Genomic DNA, 16,426 nt, shown 5'->3' with positions numbered 1-16,426 from the left:
GTAGAATATGGTTGGTTAACCTATAGATGAATAATCAATAAATCTATTATTAAAGGGGGAATTAATTTGGGGAATAGGAACAAAAGAATGAAAAATTATTTTCAAAGGTTAATAGCTGTAAGTGTTTGTATTTTGTTAGTTTTTCTGGGGAGCAATTATTCAAAAGCAGAAACTGTTGCACCAATAACATTAAATCCTAAAGATGTAGAAGTGTTCACCAATAAAGTAATCCCAGAGAAAATGAAAAAAGAAAACGCAGCTGGTGTAGCTCTTGTCGTTGTAAAGGATAATCAAATTCTATTTCAAAAGGGATTCGGATTTTCCGATAAAGAAAAGAATATCCACATCGATCCTAAAAAAACAGTTTTTCGATTAGCGTCAATATCAAAAGTTTTTACTGCTAGTGCTGTCATGCAGTTAGTTGAACAAGGAAAAATTGATTTAAATAAAGATATAGTAAATTATATGGGGGGATTAAAGTACCAAAATAACATGGGTGAAACAGTTACAATGGAGCATTTACTTACCCATACAACAGGGTTTGATTACGTAGATCCTAGACCAGAGGACATCCATTATCAAGATAATGATTATACAATGCTTAAAGATTATGTAGAAGATAATATGCCCACAGTGGTGAGAAAGCCAGGAGATACATATACATATGATAATTTTGCTTCTATGCTTCAAGGGTATATTGTTCAAAATCTGACAAACACACCTTTTTACAAATATATGGCCAAAAATGTTTTTTACCCTTTAGAAATGCATAATAGCAGTTTTGTTATGACTAATTTTATTAAAGAAAAGCTTGCAACAGGATATGATGCTAAAGGTAATGCTATTCCATTTTATCAAACTAGACCAACAGATATGCCACAAGGGAGTATGTTTTCTACAGGGAGTGATGTAGCTAATTTCATGATTGCTCAATTGAATGATGGTAAATTTAAAAATAACCAAATACTACAAAAAGAAACTGTAGAAGATATGCAAAAAACAAAATTTGCTTTACATCCTAAATACCCTAATATGACATACGGATTTGAGTTCTTTTCACCGCAAAGTCATAACGGGCAATATGTGTTTGGGAAAGGTGGAAATATACCCGGTTTTTCATCTTTAATGTGGTTAATTCCCGAGCATAAAATTGGAGTTTTTGTTGTTACAAATAAAGATAGTTCAGCACTACCTGTTGAAGTATTTGATGATTTTATGAATCAATATTTCCCAGATAAAACAAAGCCGGAATATTTAAACCCCAGTGAAGAAGAATTAAAGAAATTTGAAGGTGTTTACCGTGATTTGAGATTAAAAAACCTAATGTCACATGTAAACATAAGTGAAGGAAAGTTATATGTAAGTGATAAAGTATATGGTAAACAGGAGCTAAAACAAATAGACCCTTTACTATTTGAGGATGAAAAAGGGAATTATATGGCATTTAAACTTCACAAAGATGGTACCGTGAAAGAAATGATACATTGGAACTCTGGCAGTTCAGCGGTGAAGCTAAGTGAGCCTGAGAGATTTAAAGACGTAGATGAAAATCATCCATATGCTAAGTTTATAAATCCTTTACATCAATACGAGGTATTACAAGCAAATAACGAGGGGAATTTCACTCCAGAATCTTCTCTTACACGAGCAGAATTTGCATATGGGTTATCTCAAATCGCTTACTTTACGCCACCTTCAAAAAAAGAACCAGTGTTTTCTGATGTGAAAAATCATCCATATGCGTCACATATTCAAAAGTTATATGAGATTGGTATTTTATATGAAAAAGAAGGGGAACAATTCCATCCAGACCGTGAAATTACTAGACAAGAAGCAGCATGGATTACCTGGCAGTATTTAAAAATGTTAGGAGCGCCATCTGCAGATGCAACTTTAAAGGGAGAAACTGATGATTGGGCAATAGAATCCGTGAAAAACATTGTAGGTCATCGCTTAGTAGGGCCTGAGGTTATATATAATGAAGATGGATCAGCAGATTATCTATCAAAACAAAGTATGAAAAGACAAGAGGCAGCTGCATTGTTATTTTACGTTTTGTTATCTAGTTAATTTGTATTGAGGTAAATTTCACAAAAAGAAAAAATCTAAAGGGCTTGAAATAATACACAGAAAAAGATTAGTCTTCGACCAATGATTTATCGTAACAAACAGGGAGGGATGAGTTATAACCATACTCCAAATCTTAAGTAGAGCTGTTATTAGAAGAATTTCTTAAGTGTTTTGTAATGTAAGGAGCTCCTTTCAGGGGAGCTTTTTTTATTTTATTATTAATAATAAAATAAAAATCTACAACAAGGGGATTCAATTCAAGTTAGGTAAAACTAGGTCACAGTAATACATTAGTTACTGCCTTTCTTTTTTTGAAGGAGATTTTTGTATTTTGGCTAGTGCGACATTGCTATCAAGTTAAGATTATACAAAGTCAATTTAAGGCGGAATTGTTTCCTTTTTCTAAAGGGAGAGTATATTGCTTTATCCATTGTAAATAATTTTGAGTCAGATAAATCTTTTATTCTTGGCATAAAATTAAATCTTAATAAATGGGTAAATTTAAAAATTTATTTGGTGTTACCGACTCTGTCTGTATACAACAATGGACTTTACTTGGAGTAATAGGTATGATAGGCTCGTTATTCGGAAAAGATTCCAATTGAAAAAAGTACATCCATAGAGGAGGATTGGTAATCATGAGTGATAAAGTACTTATTGTGGAAGATGAACACGAAATTGCTGATTTGGTTGAGCTATACTTGAAAAACGAGAATTATACGGTTTTCAAGTACTATACTGCCAAAGAAGCATTGGAATGTATAGACAAGAATGCGCTTGACCTTGCAATATTGGATATTATGCTTCCCGACGTAAGTGGTCTCACTATCTGTCAAAAAATAAGGGAAAAGCACACCTATCCAATTATCATGTTGACGGCGAAAGATACGGAAGTAGATAAAATTACAGGGCTAACAATTGGCGCGGATGATTATATTACAAAACCCTTTCGCCCACTAGAGTTAATTGCGCGAGTCAAGGCGCAGTTACGCCGATATAAAAAATACAATGGAGTAACGGCAAAGAACGAGAATGTTATCGTCCACTCTGGTCTTGTCATTAATATAAGCACGCATGAGTGTTCTCTGAACGAGAAGCCGTTATCTCTCACTCCTACCGAGTTTTCAATCTTGCGTATCCTCTGTGAAAACAAGGGAAATGTGGTTAGCTCTGAGCAGCTGTTTCATGAGATATGGGGTGATGAATATTTCAGCAAGAGTAATAACACTATCACTGTGCATATCCGCCATCTGCGAGAAAAGATGAACGACACGGTTGATAATCCGAAGTATATAAAAACGGTATGGGGGATTGGCTATAAAATTGAAAAATAAGAATAAAAAAATCGATTATTCAAAATTAAAACGAAAACTCTACCAATATATCCTTACAATTGTCATGGCAGCAGTTGTATTTGTGCTGTTTTTGCGTCTATTTATCCAAGGGACACTTGGGGAGTGGATTGTACGTTTTTTGGAAAACAGTTATCATTTAGAGCGTTGGGACGCAATGATAATATATCAGTATACTATACGGAACAATATAGAAATTTTTATTTATGTGGCGGTTGCCATTAGTATTCTTATTCTATGCCGAGTTATGCTTTTAAAATTTGTAAAATACTTTGAAGAGATAAATACCAGTATTGATATACTTATTCAGAATGAAGATAAACAAATTGAGCTTTCTGCGGAATTGGAGTTCATGGAACAGAAGCTCAACACATTAAAGCGAACCCTTGAAAAGCGAGAGCATGATGCAAAGCTGGCCGAACAAAGAAAAAATGAAGTTGTTATGTACTTGGCACACGATATTAAAACGCCTCTTACATCAGTTATCGGTTATCTGATCCTGCTTGACGAGGCACCAGACATGCCAAGAGAGCAAAAGGCAAAGTATGTGCATATCACGTTAGACAAAGCGTATCGTCTGGAACAGCTAATCGACGAGTTTTTTGAGATTACGCGATATAACCTTCAAACGATTACGCTCACGAAAAAGCACATAGACCTATACTATATGCTGGTGCAAATGACTGATGAATTTTATCCCCAGCTTGCTGCAAAGGGAAAACAGGTGGTACTCCATGCTTCTGAAGATTTGACCGTATTTGGTGACGCTGATAAGCTAGCGAGGGTCTTTAACAATATTTTGAAAAACGCCACTGCATACAGCAAGGACGACAGCGTTATTGACATTACGGCGAACCTATCCGAAGATGTGGTATCCATCGTTTTCGAGAACGACGGAAACATCCCGAAAGATAAACTTGCTACCATATTTGAAAAGTTTTACAGATTGGATGATGCCCGTTCTTCTGATACGGGCGGCGCGGGACTTGGATTGGCGATTGCGAAAGAAATCATTGTTCAACACGGCGGTCAGATTTACGCGGAAAGTAATGATAACTCTACGACTTTCACGGTAGAACTTCCAGTCTTCCAAGACTCGGCTAATAAAGGGGATTCTTAGAAAATAATCATTGTTTCTTAAGAAATTCTTAAGGTTATCTCTACTTTTTCTTAGGAAATTAACAATTTAATATTAATAAATGGCTCGTTCTTATGCGGTAGATTTAAACCATAAGAACGAGCTTTTTTTATTTCGTCAAAGAAAGATATGATAACTTATGCGTGGATTAAAATGGCTTACATGAATAAAGCGCTGTTTTTTCAGAGTAAAGTAGAGGTTCAAAAATATAATCAAAATCACAAAGATAACATAGATAATACAGGGACTACCTCAATTATTCAAAAGAAAGAGATTGTAAAAGAACACATCTATCAAGGGAATCTGCTCTTAATTAACAGTACATACCCTATTCGCCGAGAGAGTGTGAAATCAGATATCGCAAATTTATTTAAACATAATGAATTGATAAATGGATACAGGTTGCTTAATACAAATGTTTATTTATCAAAAGAAATAGCAAAAAAATTTTTAGAAATGATTAATAATGCTGTAAAGGAAGGTGTTAATCAATTTTTCATTAAGATGGGGAAAAATATTTGATTTCATATTATCCTTTTTTTAAAAATAAAACAATTGAAGTTGAAATACCAGTGAATGAATTTTATGGAATATATGGAGAAAATATAGATGGGGTGATTGTGACCACCCGTTCTTGAATTATATTCTAAAATGACAAAGTTATAGATTACAATGTAAAGTTAGGAGATTTTAAATGCATTCAGGAGTTTTGATTAATTATTTATATACTTATTTTTTTACTATTATTTTTTGTATAGTGTTTCAAATTGGATTTTATTTTAAAACGAAAAAAAATATATCTATTCAGCATTTTCTATGGGTGTATGTTTTTCTATTTTACCTTTCACTAGTGTATAAGGTGACGCAGATAGGGACTATATGGGATATAGGTAGATACGAAACATTAATTCGTGTAAATCAAATTAACTTGATTCCATTTGCTTCTGAAGGTATGACTACTTACGTCTTAAACATTTTACTGTTTATGCCATTAGGTTTTTTATTGCCGACTATTTGGCCGCAGTTTAGAACAATGAAAAGTACTGCCTATGCTGGATTCGGTTTTTCATTGGCTATTGAGTTAGGTCAATTGCTAGATAATAGAATTACAGATATTGATGATTTATCTATGAACACCCTGGGGGCAATTATTGGGTATTTATTATATAGAGTATTATTCAAAATGATATATAAAAGAGATGAAAAAAAGGTTGATAATAATATTTCTCTAGTAATAAAATACGAGGCTATTTTTTATTTAGTTTGCTCATTTGTAGGTATGATGTTAATTTATTATCCAGTTTTATTTAGACGGCCTCTAATCCTTCAATAAGGTGATTAAGATGCTGTCAGATAATATACATATAGTAAATTGATTCTAAAATAATAGGATATTACATATACCCATTTATATTAAATTCTCATAGAAATCTTTAAAAACTATTCTTACTGAAGGTTGATTTATTATTGAATTGATTTCTATTGCTCCCGTTTTATATGAAAGTACCAGCCTTTAATTAACAATTATATCCATTGCGAAAAAATAAGATAGGCTTTAACATTTACCAGTATTTAAATGCCGAAAATTTTTTAAGGCATTTTTCAACCAAATTTAAGAGGAGCATACAATGAACAAACTAAAAAGGTTATTGAAACGTAAAGCGACTTGGATAATTCTTATCCTATTCGTATTTGTTTATGTAAATAACAGTTCTTTTTTTGCTAAGAGGGAAGATGGAACTCCTCTTCTTCTTGCTCACCGAGGACTTTCGCAAACATTTAGCATGGAAGAAATAGAGAGTGATACATGTACAGCAGAACGTATAAATAAACCTGAACATTCTTATTTAGAAAATACAATTCCATCTATGGAAGCGGCATTTAAAGCTGGAGCTGATCTAGTAGAGTTTGATGTTCAACCAACTAAAGATAATAATTTTGTTATTTTTCATGACTGGACTCTTGATTGCCGTACTAATGGTAAAGGTGTTACAAGAGATTTTACAACAAAAGAACTACAAGCACTTGATATTGGTTACGGTTATACAGCTGATGAGGGTAAAACATTCCCGTTTCGTGGCAAAGGGATTAATCTTATGCCAACACTTGATGAAGTACTTACCCATTTTCCAGACCGTTCTTTTCTTATTCATATTAAAAGTGATGATGAAAATGAAGGAATCCAATTGGCTACTCACCTCAAGAAATTACCAGCGAAGCGCCTTGATCAATTAACTGTATATGGTGGCGATAAACCAATTGCTGCGATAAAAGAGCGAATCCCTAGTTTACGAACAATGTCAAAAGCGACCATGAAAAAAGATCTTATTACTTATATGGCATTAGGGTGGACTGGCTACATACCTTCAAGCCTGAAGCATGGAGAATTACATATACCAGACAAAGTAGCTCCTTGGCTTTGGGGATGGCCAAATCGTTTTCTTAATCGAATGGATAAAGCAGATACTCGAGTTATCATTGTAGGAGGAAATGGGTTGGGGTTTTCAAGTGGATTTGACTCATCTGAAGATATAAAACGCCTTCCTGACGATTATACAGGTGGAATTTGGACAAATCGCATTGATAAAATAGCACCTGTATTTAAGAAATAAGGTATGATATAACAATCGAAGCTTTTTTATCTGTTTAACCATTTATATTTTAAAAGAAGACTTATTAATAATTTAAAAGGTTTATATACTGATAAACACCCCTGATTTCCTATGAATAATAGAAATCAGGGGTGTTTTTTGGATGAATGGAACTTATTTTATTTACATTCAAACAGAAGTACGACAGCGATTAAATAATTACTCGCAAGATGTAAAAAATGGGCTTAATCCTCATAAATAAATAACTGTAGAAAAGTAAATTTTTCATTTTGGGGTACTTTCAAAATATTAGGTTGATGGGCATGTGAAGGCACCTCTAGAAGGAATTTATATATTAATAATTTTATAAACGAATAATATGTATTCATTCATATTTATACAAAAAATCCGAAAATAATTGTATATTAAATTTTGCAATTATATCTCTTATATTACTCATATTGAAGGGGGAAAACGAATGAAAAAAACAGTTATTACATTGCTTGCTGCAGGAACAATGTTAGGTGCACCATTTTCAACTGTGTTTGCAGAAGAGCAAGTTTCTCAACAAGAAGCAATGGATAAAATGGAGGTACTACAAAAAATTGGAATGAGGAACAGGGAAGCCCATCATTTCTTTCAGGTGACTTATCTGATAAAAAGGTAGAGACTCAAAAAGCGGCAAAAGAGTTTCTTGAAGAAAATAAAGAATTATTTTAAATAAATCCACAAAAAGATTTAACACTTAAAGAAGTGAAATCAGATGATTTAGGTATGAAACATTATGTTTATACACGATCTATAAATAAAATACCCGTTGATGGTGCACAATTTATTGTACATACAGATAAAGAGGGTAGAGTAACAACGGTCAATGGAGACGTCCATCCAGCTGCAGAGGAAAGTTTAAAGGGTAATACAAAAGCAAAGATTACAAAGGAAACAGCACTTTCAAATGCTTGGAAACATATTAAACTTACAAAAGGTGATACGCTAGTAAAAATGGATGGAAATGCATTAGATCAGATAAAAGAAAACTTAGAGTCTACTAATGAAAAAGCAGATTTAGTTATATATGAAAAAGATGGAACTTACCATTTAACATTTAAAGTGAAACTACAATTTATTAAACCTTATGGTGCTAACTGGCACATCTATGTTAATGCGGAAGATGGGACAATTGTAGATTCATATAATGCAGTTACAGATGCAGATAGTGCTCATAAAGGTTATGGATATGGGGTACTAAGTGATAACAAAGAATTAAATACAACTTTTAGTAGTGTAAAGGGAAAATACTACTTAAAAGACACAACAAAGCCTATGAATGGTGGCTATATTGAAACATTTACAGTAAATCATAGCGATGAAGATTATCCAATAAATTATCGTCTATTTGATGATGATAATGCTTGGACAAATAAAGATCAAGGGCCAGCAGTTGATGCCCATTATCATGCAGGAAAAGTCTATGATTATTATAAAAATGTCCCTAATCGTAATAGTATTGATGGGAAAGGTAAAACGATTCGCTCCGCTGTGAATTATGGAGTTAACGTAAATAATGCATTTTGGAATGGCCAGCAAATGATATATGGGGATGGAGATGGTCGCAGATTTATTCCACTTGCTGGTTCTCTTGATGTTGTGGCACATGAATTAACTCATGCTGTTACAGAGTATTCTGCTGATCTTCGTTACGTAAATCAATCAGGTACATTAAATGAATCTTTCTCTGATGTCTTTGGCTATTTTGTTGATCCTACCAATTGGGATGTAGGAGATGCTGTATTTACACCTGGTGTTTCTGGGGACGCACTACGAAGCTTATCAAATCCTGAGAAATATGGACAACCTGCCCATATGAAAAACTATAAATATCTTCCAGAAACTGAAGAAGGAGATAATGGTGGAGTGCATATTAATAGTGGTATTCCGAATAAGGCTGCATATTTTACAATTAATTCCATCTGTAAAGAAAAGGCAGAAAAAATCTATTATCGTGCGTTAACAACATATTTGACTCCAACTAGCGATTTTAAACAAGCTCGTACTGCTTTATTACAATCTGCGGCTGATTATGATGGCTATGATAGTGTAACTTATAAAGCCATAGAAAATGCTTGGAATCAGGTCGGTGTAAAATAATTTAATTTGCCTACTATAGGCTAAGAATTTTATTTATTAAAACTGAAAAAAGAAAAGAACACACTTGTTTAATAAAATGAAATATTCTAAAGCTGAAAAATTGGCGATTCTAGCTCTTTATAAAGATGGTTGTCATTCAATAGCTGACATTACGGAAAAATTTTCTGTTAATTCTGGAACAATTAGAGCTTGGAAAATAAGCTATGAAGTGAATGGTGAAGAAGGCCTAGAAGAAGGGCTTTCTTGGAAAAAAGAGATAAAGAAAGATTTGAGCGTAGAGAGAAATTGTAATTAAAGTAAGATAGGAAGAAGACTAGCATTGAGAAATATAAAAAATGGAAGTAACATAGGGGATTTACACATAAAGTAATATTGACAGTTAAATTAACAAAATTTTCATTTTAATCAAATAAATACATGGTGTTTTTAAATTATAATAATGTTATTACGATGAAAATAAGGCTACTAAATAGTTATTTTAAAAATCAATTTTAGATAGGAAGAGGATAATGAAGACCAGAGATAGTTATAAAATTGTTGTAATTGGTGCTGGGACTGCTGGAATATCTTCTACTGCACATTTGTTACGAAATGTACCCCTATTGAAAGAAAGTATTGCAATTATTGATCCGTCAAAAAAACATTACTTTCAACCACTATGGAGTTTAGTGGGGGGAGGAATTGTTTCAAAGGAAATTACGATGCGTGATCAAGAATTGCTTATTCCAAAAGGGGCAACATGGATCCCTAAAAGTGTTATTAAGTTGTTTCCGGATGAAAATAAGCTACTTTTAGATGATGGACTGCTGCTTGAGTATGAAATTCTTATTGTAGCAGCCGGTATACAAATAAATTGGGACGGTATTAAAGGTTTAAAAGAGTCTATTGGGACTAATGGGGTTTGTAGCAATTACTCTTATAAATATGTTGATTCTACTTGGAAAGAAATTAAAAAATTTAAAGGAGGAAATGCGGTTTTTACCCATCCCAATACTCCTATTAAATGCGGTGGTGCCCCACAAAAGATTATGTATTTAGCAGAAGAGTATTTTTCTAATAACGGTGTAAGAAACAAAAGTGAAGTAATGTTTTATACCGCGAACGCTAACATATTTCAGGTTCCACGATATGCTAATACATTAGAACAAGTACTAGAAAGAAAGCAAATTATAACAAATTATAATAAAAACTTAGTAGAAATTATTGCCGAAAAGAGAGAAGCAATTTTTGAAGATACACAAACACTGAAAAGAGAAACTGTACCATACAGTATGATCCATGTTGTTCCACCAATGGAGCCACCTAATTTTATTAAAGAGAGTGAAATAAGTGATTCTCAGGGGTGGGTAGATATAAACCCTTATACTTTACAACATGTGCAGTATAAGAATATTTTCGGACTTGGAGATTGTACCAATTTACCCACCTCTAAAACTGGAGCGGCAATTCGAAAACAAATACCTATCTTAAAACAAAATATTATGGACGTACTTAACGGAAGAGACTTGCAGGCTAAATATGATGGGTATACATCTTGTCCGATTATTACTGGTTATAAAAGTCTGATACTCGCTGAATTTAACTATAAACATGAGCCTCAAGAAACGTTTCCATTTAATCAAGCGAAAGAACGGTATAGTATGTTTTTACTTAAAAGATATATGTTGCCCTATATGTATTGGAATTTTATGTTGAAAGGGATCCTATAAGAGAAAAGAGAAAGTGGTTATAAAAATTAAAATTGAAAAGCAATTTGAAATAACTAATTGGAGGGAATAGCTATGCTTTTAAAATATTTTTATGATGAAAAATTAGCACATGCTTCCTATTTAGTCGGTTGTCAGAAGGAAGGTGTAGCAATTGTAATTGATCCAGGTCGCTATATAGAACAATATATAGAATTTGCTAAGAAAGAGGGGATGGAAGTAATAGCTGCGGCTGAAACTCACATTCATGCAGATTTTCTTTCTGGGTCTAGAGAACTTTCTACTCTTTATCATGCCAATTTATATGTATCTGATGAAGGGGATTGTGATTGGAAATATCAATATCTTAACGAAGGTCGATACAAATTAGTTAGAGAGGGCTCAGAGTTTAAAGTAGGTCATATAAAATTTAATGTAATGCACACACCAGGGCATACGCCTGAAAGTATTTCTTTTTTAGTAACTGATACAAGTCAAAATAATTATACGAATGATAAGCCGATAGGAATATTCACAGGTGATTTTATTTTTGTAGGAGATATAGGAAGGCCGGACTTATTAGAAACCGCTATAGGTATGAAAGATACTGCAAAAATAGGAGCGAAACAATTATTTAATTCTATACAAAAAATAAAAATACTCCCTGATTATTTGCAGATATGGCCATCACATGGTGCAGGAAGCGCATGTGGAAAAGCATTAGGAGCAATTCCAACTTCTACCTTAGGCTATGAAAAGATGTTCAATTGGGCATTTCAGTGTAATGAAGAAAGTGATTTTGTATCGACTTTATTGACGGGACAGCCAGAGCCGCCAAAATATTTTTCATTAATGAAGGATTTAAATAAGTACGGTCCACCAATTCGTAAGAAGAGAGAAGTTTTTGCTATTAAAACAGTAAAAGAACTTCAAGAAGTTATGAGGGGTGTTCAGCAAATAGTTGATATAAGGGATGTAGAGAGTTTTGCTTCTGGTCACATCGAGAAATCAATTAACATACCGTATAACAATTCCTTTACAACCTGGTGTGGATGGTTACTAGATTATAAAACAGAAACTATAATCATTCTAGATGAGGAAAAGGTTAGAGTGGAGGAGGTTATTAGAGACTTTGAATCTATTGGGCTAGATAATATTATTGCTTTTGCACCCTTACAAGTTATACAAAGACTTGATAGATTTGAAAGTTACAAAGAAAAAACATCAATTGAATTATATCCGCATATAAAAGATGGAAGTGTTAAGGTAATCGACGTACGTAGTAAAAAAGAGTGGGAGGAAGGACATCTTTATAATGCAATACATATCCCTTTAGGAAATCTATTTAAGCAGCTAGATTGTATACCAAAGGATTGCCCAATCGTTTTACAATGTCGAACCGGATTGCGTTCCGCTATAGCAGCTAGTATTTTACAGAGAGCTGGTATAAAGGAAGTGGTTAATCTAAAGGGAGGATTTCTTGCATGGAAAAAAGAAGAGCTTCCTTATACAACTTGTAATCTCAATGTGTAGGGAAATAATTTTTATTAATTTATCCGATAAGGAAAATTACGGATTACATAGGAGTATATCTATAAATAGGAGCACCACATTAAAATAGGAGAAATAGATAATTTATTCTATAGACCTAAATTTATTCAGAATTATGCTGATGAGCAAATGGATATAGTTTTATCAGGACACGCTCAGGGTGGACAATTTAGGTTACTATTTATCAGCAAATTAGTGGCTCCAAATCAAGGTGTTTTACCTAAATATACAGCCGGTTTATATGAAAAACAAAATACGTCTATGGTAGTGAGTAGAGGATTAGGTAATAGTATCATTCCGCAAAGAATTTTTAATAGGCCAGAACTTGTAGTCGTACAGTTAAATTGAACTGTACGACTTTTCTATACAGAAAAAAATAGGACATATGCATTTTATACAAGTTAACATTACAATTTTGTTAAAAATTTTCTACGTTACATAAAGTAACAAAATTTGACCCGAAGAGTTTGTTATAGTGTAAATAATCAAAAAACTTAAAAATTAGTCGAGTGAAATGTGTGATAAGTAATTCATGTAAAAAACTTAAAGGGGTGTACACATGCATAAAGAATATGAAATTGAAGAGTATACGGCGATTGAGGAACAAATACATTATTATTGCAAATGTTTATTAGTAAGTCATCCTGATCAAATTATAAAGTATTTAGAAAAAAGGTTAGAAAAATATGCGGAAACATTACAATATGCACATTTATATCCTGACACAGTTATTTTACCGTTACAGCAATTAGTTATCGAATATTCTTTAGATGTTGCTAGAATTAGGAAATATATGAATTTAAAAACGTAAAGCAAATTATATAATTTAAATGAAACAGAGTCGACTTTAAGAAAGGATATTCTAATGTCGACTCTGTTTCATTGTTTAATATTATTGACGGAAAACCATACTAATCAATGAAGTTTGACATATAATTACGCAAGAGTAAAATAAAAGTGAGTACTCACTCATTTTGGGAAAGGGGGAAGAATACGTGCAGCAACCTGCCATTATTTTACGGACTGTATCGAAAAGTTTTGGAAAAAAAGAAGTTTTACACAATCTTTCATTACAAGTTGAAAAAGCAGAGATATTTGGTTTAGTTGGGCCTTCAGGTTCAGGGAAAACGACTCTTATTAAATTGATTGCGGGTATTAATGAGGCAACGGAAGGTGAAGTGCTTGTTTACAACACGAACATGCCTAATTTAAATGAAATGAAAAGAATTGGTTATATGGCTCAAGCTGATGCATTATACGAAGAACTATCAGCATATGAAAATGCAGATTTTATTGCAACGATGTACGGATTAAAGGGAAAGCATAAAAAAGAAAGAATTGAAGAGGTTTTTGACCTTGTACAATTATCACAACATATGAAAAAGCAAGTGCAGCATTTTTCAGGCGGAATGAAGAAGCGTTTATCATTAGCAATAGCGCTCCTTCATGAACCAGAAATATTAATTTTAGATGAGCCAACAGTGGGGATAGATCCGCTTCTTAGAAAAACAATCTGGGCAAAATTTTATGATTTGAAAAAGAAAGGCACAACGATAATTGTAACGACACACATTATGGATGAAGCTGAGTTTTGTGAGCGCCTAGGGCTGATTAGAGAAGGAAAGCTGGTTGCGACTGGAACACCTGAAGAATTGAAAAAGCGGGTATCATCAGGAAGGATTGAAGATGTCTTTTTGTTGGAAGAGGTGGCTGAATCATGAGAGTTATCGGTGTAATCATTCGTATTATTCGCCAATTTTTTCGAGATAAACGTTCGTTAGCGATGATGTTTGGGGCACCTATGTTATTACTTTGGTTATTGTCGCTAGTGTTTACACAAAAGGACTATGTACCGCATATTGCTGTTGTTGATATGCCCGCTCAGTTAGTAAAAGTGATGAAAAATCAGGAAGCGTCAATTTATGAATATAGTAAAGAAAAGGCAATGTCTGAGTTGGAAAAACAAAAGGTAGATGCGGTAATTCGTTTAGAAAATGGAAAAATGAATATTGTATTAGAAGGTAGTGATTCGTCAAAAAATCGTGCTGTGCTACAAATATTACAAAAAGGCACAGAGAAGAACGATGTATCGATTATGAAACCTGAAGTGAATTATTTACATGGTTCTAAAGACTTTACAATGTTTGATGGGCTTGGTCCCGTATTAATCGGTTTCTTTACATTTTTCTTTGTATTCATTTTATCAGGGGTGTCTTTCGTAAGAGAACGTTTAAGTGGTACTTTAGAAAGGTTATTATCGACGCCGGTAAGGAGATGGGAAATAGTTGTAGGATATATTATTGGCTTTGGAATCTTTGCATTCATACAATCCATTATTATCGTAAGTTTTTCAGTTTACATTTTAGACCTATATGTAGCTGGCTCCATATGGCTAACGCTACTTATTACATGTATGCTTTCTTTAACTGCTTTAACTTTAGGGACGTTTTTATCTGCATACGCAAATAATGAATTTCAAATGATCCAGTTTATACCGCTTGTCATTGTGCCACAAATTTTCTTTTCTGGTTTGTTTCCAATTGAATCTATGAATAAGTGGCTCCAAATGTTAGGGAAATTATTTCCGCTCACATATGGCGCTGACGCAATGAGACAAGTGATGATTCGAAATCAAGGAATTACAGAGATTGCATTAGATCTTACTGTTTTACTTCTTTTTTCACTATTATTTGCAGTAGGAAATGTATTTGCATTAAAGAAACATCGCAAAATATAATGATGAAAAAAGGAGTTATATAAATGGAGAAAGATTGGCTTGAAGAATTAGTTGCTGCAACAAATACAGATAAACGAAATGAACGTCAAATGCGTATTTTAGAAGCAGCCGTTGATATGTTTGGAGAAAAAGGCTATGCTTCAACTTCAACAAGTGAAATTGCAAAGCGCGCTGGTGTAGCGGAAGGAACGATCTTCCGCTACTATAAAACGAAAAAAGATTTATTGTTAGCAGTCGTCATGCCGACATTAACAAAGTTTGCTGCACCATTTTTTGTACAAGCCTTTGCGAAAGAAATATTTAAATCGGAGTATGAATCGTATGAAGGACTTTTAAGAGTTGTCATTCATAATAGATTTGAATTTGCAAAAAAGCATTTTCCAATGATAAAAATATTAATTCAAGAAGTGCCGTTTCAGCCGGAACTGAAAAATGAAATACAACAGTTAGTTGAAACAGAATTACTTTCACATTTTAAAAAGTTGATTGCAAAGTTTCAAGAAGAAGGAGAAATTATTGAAATGCCCCCATCTTCTGTTTTACGACTTACTTTATCAGCTGTATTAGGTTTATTATTAACACGATTTTTATTATTGCCTGAAGAAAAATGGGATGATGAAACAGAAATTGAAAGTACGATTCAATTTATATTGTACGGATTAACGCCACGATTTTAATCATAAGTAAAAATATGTTGAAGTGTGAAGTACTTATATCATTTTTTAGCAAAAAATTAATCGCCTTTAAACAGGCGATTAATTTTCATTATATATTTTTGATAAATAAGTACTTGTTTACTAAAAATGTTCCAAATTAACGTGTTTCTTTGTCTTTTCTTCTAAGACCTAATAATCCTGCTAGTCCTAATAAACCGAGCCAAGCCCAATTATTATTTTTATCACGATTATCATTTAAATCATTTGTCGTATTTACATTTCGAGTTCTCACATCATTATTAACTCTGTCTAAGTTATTGTCATTAACTCGAGTTGAAATGTCAGTGTTATTAACTCTATTCATATTATTTCCATCGTATTCAGCTTGTGCAGATGTACCTAAAAACATAATAGATAGTGCTAAAACACTTAAAATAGATGATAATTTCTTCTTCATAACGCTCCCTCCTTTCTTATGTATTAATTTCTCCAGAGCAT

At 33.1% G+C, this 16,426-nt stretch carries 13 protein-coding genes and 4 pseudogenes; 15 read left to right on the top strand and 2 right to left on the bottom strand.

Annotated features, from left to right (window positions below):
- The first annotated feature begins 87 nt into the window (after positions 1-87).
- Positions 88-2,070 (top strand): serine hydrolase domain-containing protein, encoded by a 1,983-nt coding sequence (locus tag DN390_RS17225; protein ID WP_147807948.1) that lies wholly within the window; start codon positions 88-90, stop codon positions 2,068-2,070.
- Between the two features lie 407 nt (positions 2,071-2,477).
- Here DN390_RS17225 and DN390_RS31655 read toward each other — a convergent pair.
- Positions 2,478-2,609 (bottom strand): annotated as a pseudogene (locus DN390_RS31655) (Tn3 family transposase); the annotation flags it as partial.
- Positions 2,610-2,708: 99 nt separating this feature from the next.
- Here DN390_RS31655 and vanR-A point away from each other — a divergent pair.
- The 14 genes and pseudogenes from vanR-A (at position 2,709) to DN390_RS17145 (ending at position 15,949) form a co-directional block, all read left to right on the top strand.
- Complete coding sequence (vanR-A, locus tag DN390_RS17215; protein WP_147807916.1) at positions 2,709-3,404, top strand: vancomycin resistance response regulator transcription factor VanR-A; 696 nt, start codon at positions 2,709-2,711, stop codon at positions 3,402-3,404.
- Positions 3,388-4,542: a vancomycin resistance histidine kinase VanS gene (gene vanS, locus DN390_RS17210; protein WP_147807947.1), complete on the top strand. Its 1,155-nt coding sequence runs from the start codon at positions 3,388-3,390 to the stop codon at positions 4,540-4,542. Before vanR-A ends, vanS begins: the two co-directional genes overlap by 17 nt.
- A 147-nt stretch (positions 4,543-4,689) precedes the next feature.
- A pseudogene (locus tag DN390_RS17205) lies at positions 4,690-5,070 on the top strand (D-Ala-D-Ala carboxypeptidase VanY); the annotation flags it as partial.
- Between the two features lie 184 nt (positions 5,071-5,254).
- The gene (locus DN390_RS17195) at positions 5,255-5,893 is read left to right on the top strand and encodes a VanZ family protein (protein ID WP_097844991.1); all 639 of its coding nucleotides are present in this window, start codon (positions 5,255-5,257) and stop codon (positions 5,891-5,893) included.
- A gap of 295 nt (positions 5,894-6,188) precedes the next feature.
- Positions 6,189-7,172 (top strand): glycerophosphodiester phosphodiesterase family protein, encoded by a 984-nt coding sequence (locus DN390_RS17190; protein ID WP_147807915.1) that lies wholly within the window; start codon positions 6,189-6,191, stop codon positions 7,170-7,172.
- 457 nt (positions 7,173-7,629) lie between these two features.
- Positions 7,630-9,299, top strand: a pseudogene (locus tag DN390_RS17185) (M4 family metallopeptidase).
- A 64-nt stretch (positions 9,300-9,363) separates the two neighbouring features.
- A complete protein-coding gene (locus DN390_RS17180; protein WP_255444010.1) occupies positions 9,364-9,594 on the top strand; it encodes a helix-turn-helix domain-containing protein in 231 nt (76 codons plus the stop codon).
- A gap of 214 nt (positions 9,595-9,808) precedes the next feature.
- On the top strand, positions 9,809-11,008 hold the full coding sequence (locus DN390_RS17175; RefSeq protein WP_147807914.1) for an FAD/NAD(P)-binding oxidoreductase: 1,200 nt from the start codon (positions 9,809-9,811) through the stop codon (positions 11,006-11,008).
- 72 nt (positions 11,009-11,080) lie between these two features.
- Complete coding sequence (locus tag DN390_RS17170) at positions 11,081-12,517, top strand: MBL fold metallo-hydrolase (RefSeq protein WP_147807913.1); 1,437 nt, start codon at positions 11,081-11,083, stop codon at positions 12,515-12,517.
- 102 nt (positions 12,518-12,619) lie between these two features.
- A pseudogene (locus DN390_RS17165) lies at positions 12,620-12,883 on the top strand (metallophosphoesterase); the annotation flags it as partial.
- A gap of 211 nt (positions 12,884-13,094) precedes the next feature.
- Complete coding sequence (locus DN390_RS17160; RefSeq protein ID WP_000548621.1) at positions 13,095-13,346, top strand: hypothetical protein; 252 nt, start codon at positions 13,095-13,097, stop codon at positions 13,344-13,346.
- 184 nt (positions 13,347-13,530) lie between these two features.
- On the top strand, positions 13,531-14,256 hold the full coding sequence (locus DN390_RS17155; protein ID WP_147807912.1) for an ABC transporter ATP-binding protein: 726 nt from the start codon (positions 13,531-13,533) through the stop codon (positions 14,254-14,256).
- Positions 14,253-15,272, top strand: coding sequence for an ABC transporter permease (locus DN390_RS17150; RefSeq protein WP_097844985.1), 1,020 nt, complete (start codon positions 14,253-14,255; stop codon positions 15,270-15,272). Before DN390_RS17155 ends, DN390_RS17150 begins: the two co-directional genes overlap by 4 nt.
- 23 nt (positions 15,273-15,295) lie before the next feature.
- Entirely contained in the window at positions 15,296-15,949 is a 654-nt protein-coding gene (locus tag DN390_RS17145) for a TetR/AcrR family transcriptional regulator (protein WP_147807911.1), read from the top strand.
- A gap of 136 nt (positions 15,950-16,085) precedes the next feature.
- Here the strand turns inward: DN390_RS17145 and DN390_RS17140 are convergent, their stop codons facing one another.
- Positions 16,086-16,385: a WGxxGxxG family protein gene (locus DN390_RS17140; RefSeq protein WP_097844983.1), complete on the bottom strand. Its 300-nt coding sequence runs from the start codon at positions 16,383-16,385 to the stop codon at positions 16,086-16,088.
- Positions 16,386-16,426: the final 41 nt, after the last annotated feature.

The sequence above is a fragment of the Bacillus sp. SH7-1 genome (assembly GCF_008042405.1).
In the GTDB taxonomy this organism is placed as follows: Bacteria; Bacillota; Bacilli; order Bacillales; family Bacillaceae_G; genus Bacillus_A; species Bacillus_A thuringiensis_N.
This window is presented reverse-complemented; position numbering and strand designations above follow the sequence as displayed.

What these genes read in the sequence shown, in the direction of transcription:
- DN390_RS17195 (WP_097844991.1), top strand. Translation starts at nt 5,255, where the DNA reads ATGCATTCAGGAGTTTTGATTAATTATTTATATACTTATTTTTTTACT.
- DN390_RS17190 (WP_147807915.1), top strand. Translation starts at nt 6,189, where the DNA reads ATGAACAAACTAAAAAGGTTATTGAAACGTAAAGCGACTTGGATAATT.
- DN390_RS17150 (WP_097844985.1), top strand. Translation starts at nt 14,253, where the DNA reads ATGAGAGTTATCGGTGTAATCATTCGTATTATTCGCCAATTTTTTCGA.
- DN390_RS17225 (WP_147807948.1), top strand. Translation starts at nt 88, where the DNA reads ATGAAAAATTATTTTCAAAGGTTAATAGCTGTAAGTGTTTGTATTTTG.
- DN390_RS17145 (WP_147807911.1), top strand. Translation starts at nt 15,296, where the DNA reads ATGGAGAAAGATTGGCTTGAAGAATTAGTTGCTGCAACAAATACAGAT.
- DN390_RS17160 (WP_000548621.1), top strand. Translation starts at nt 13,095, where the DNA reads ATGCATAAAGAATATGAAATTGAAGAGTATACGGCGATTGAGGAACAA.
- vanR-A (WP_147807916.1), top strand. Translation starts at nt 2,709, where the DNA reads ATGAGTGATAAAGTACTTATTGTGGAAGATGAACACGAAATTGCTGAT.
- DN390_RS17175 (WP_147807914.1), top strand. Translation starts at nt 9,809, where the DNA reads ATGAAGACCAGAGATAGTTATAAAATTGTTGTAATTGGTGCTGGGACT.
- DN390_RS17170 (WP_147807913.1), top strand. Translation starts at nt 11,081, where the DNA reads ATGCTTTTAAAATATTTTTATGATGAAAAATTAGCACATGCTTCCTAT.
- DN390_RS17140 (WP_097844983.1), bottom strand. Translation starts at nt 16,385, where the DNA reads ATGAAGAAGAAATTATCATCTATTTTAAGTGTTTTAGCACTATCTATT.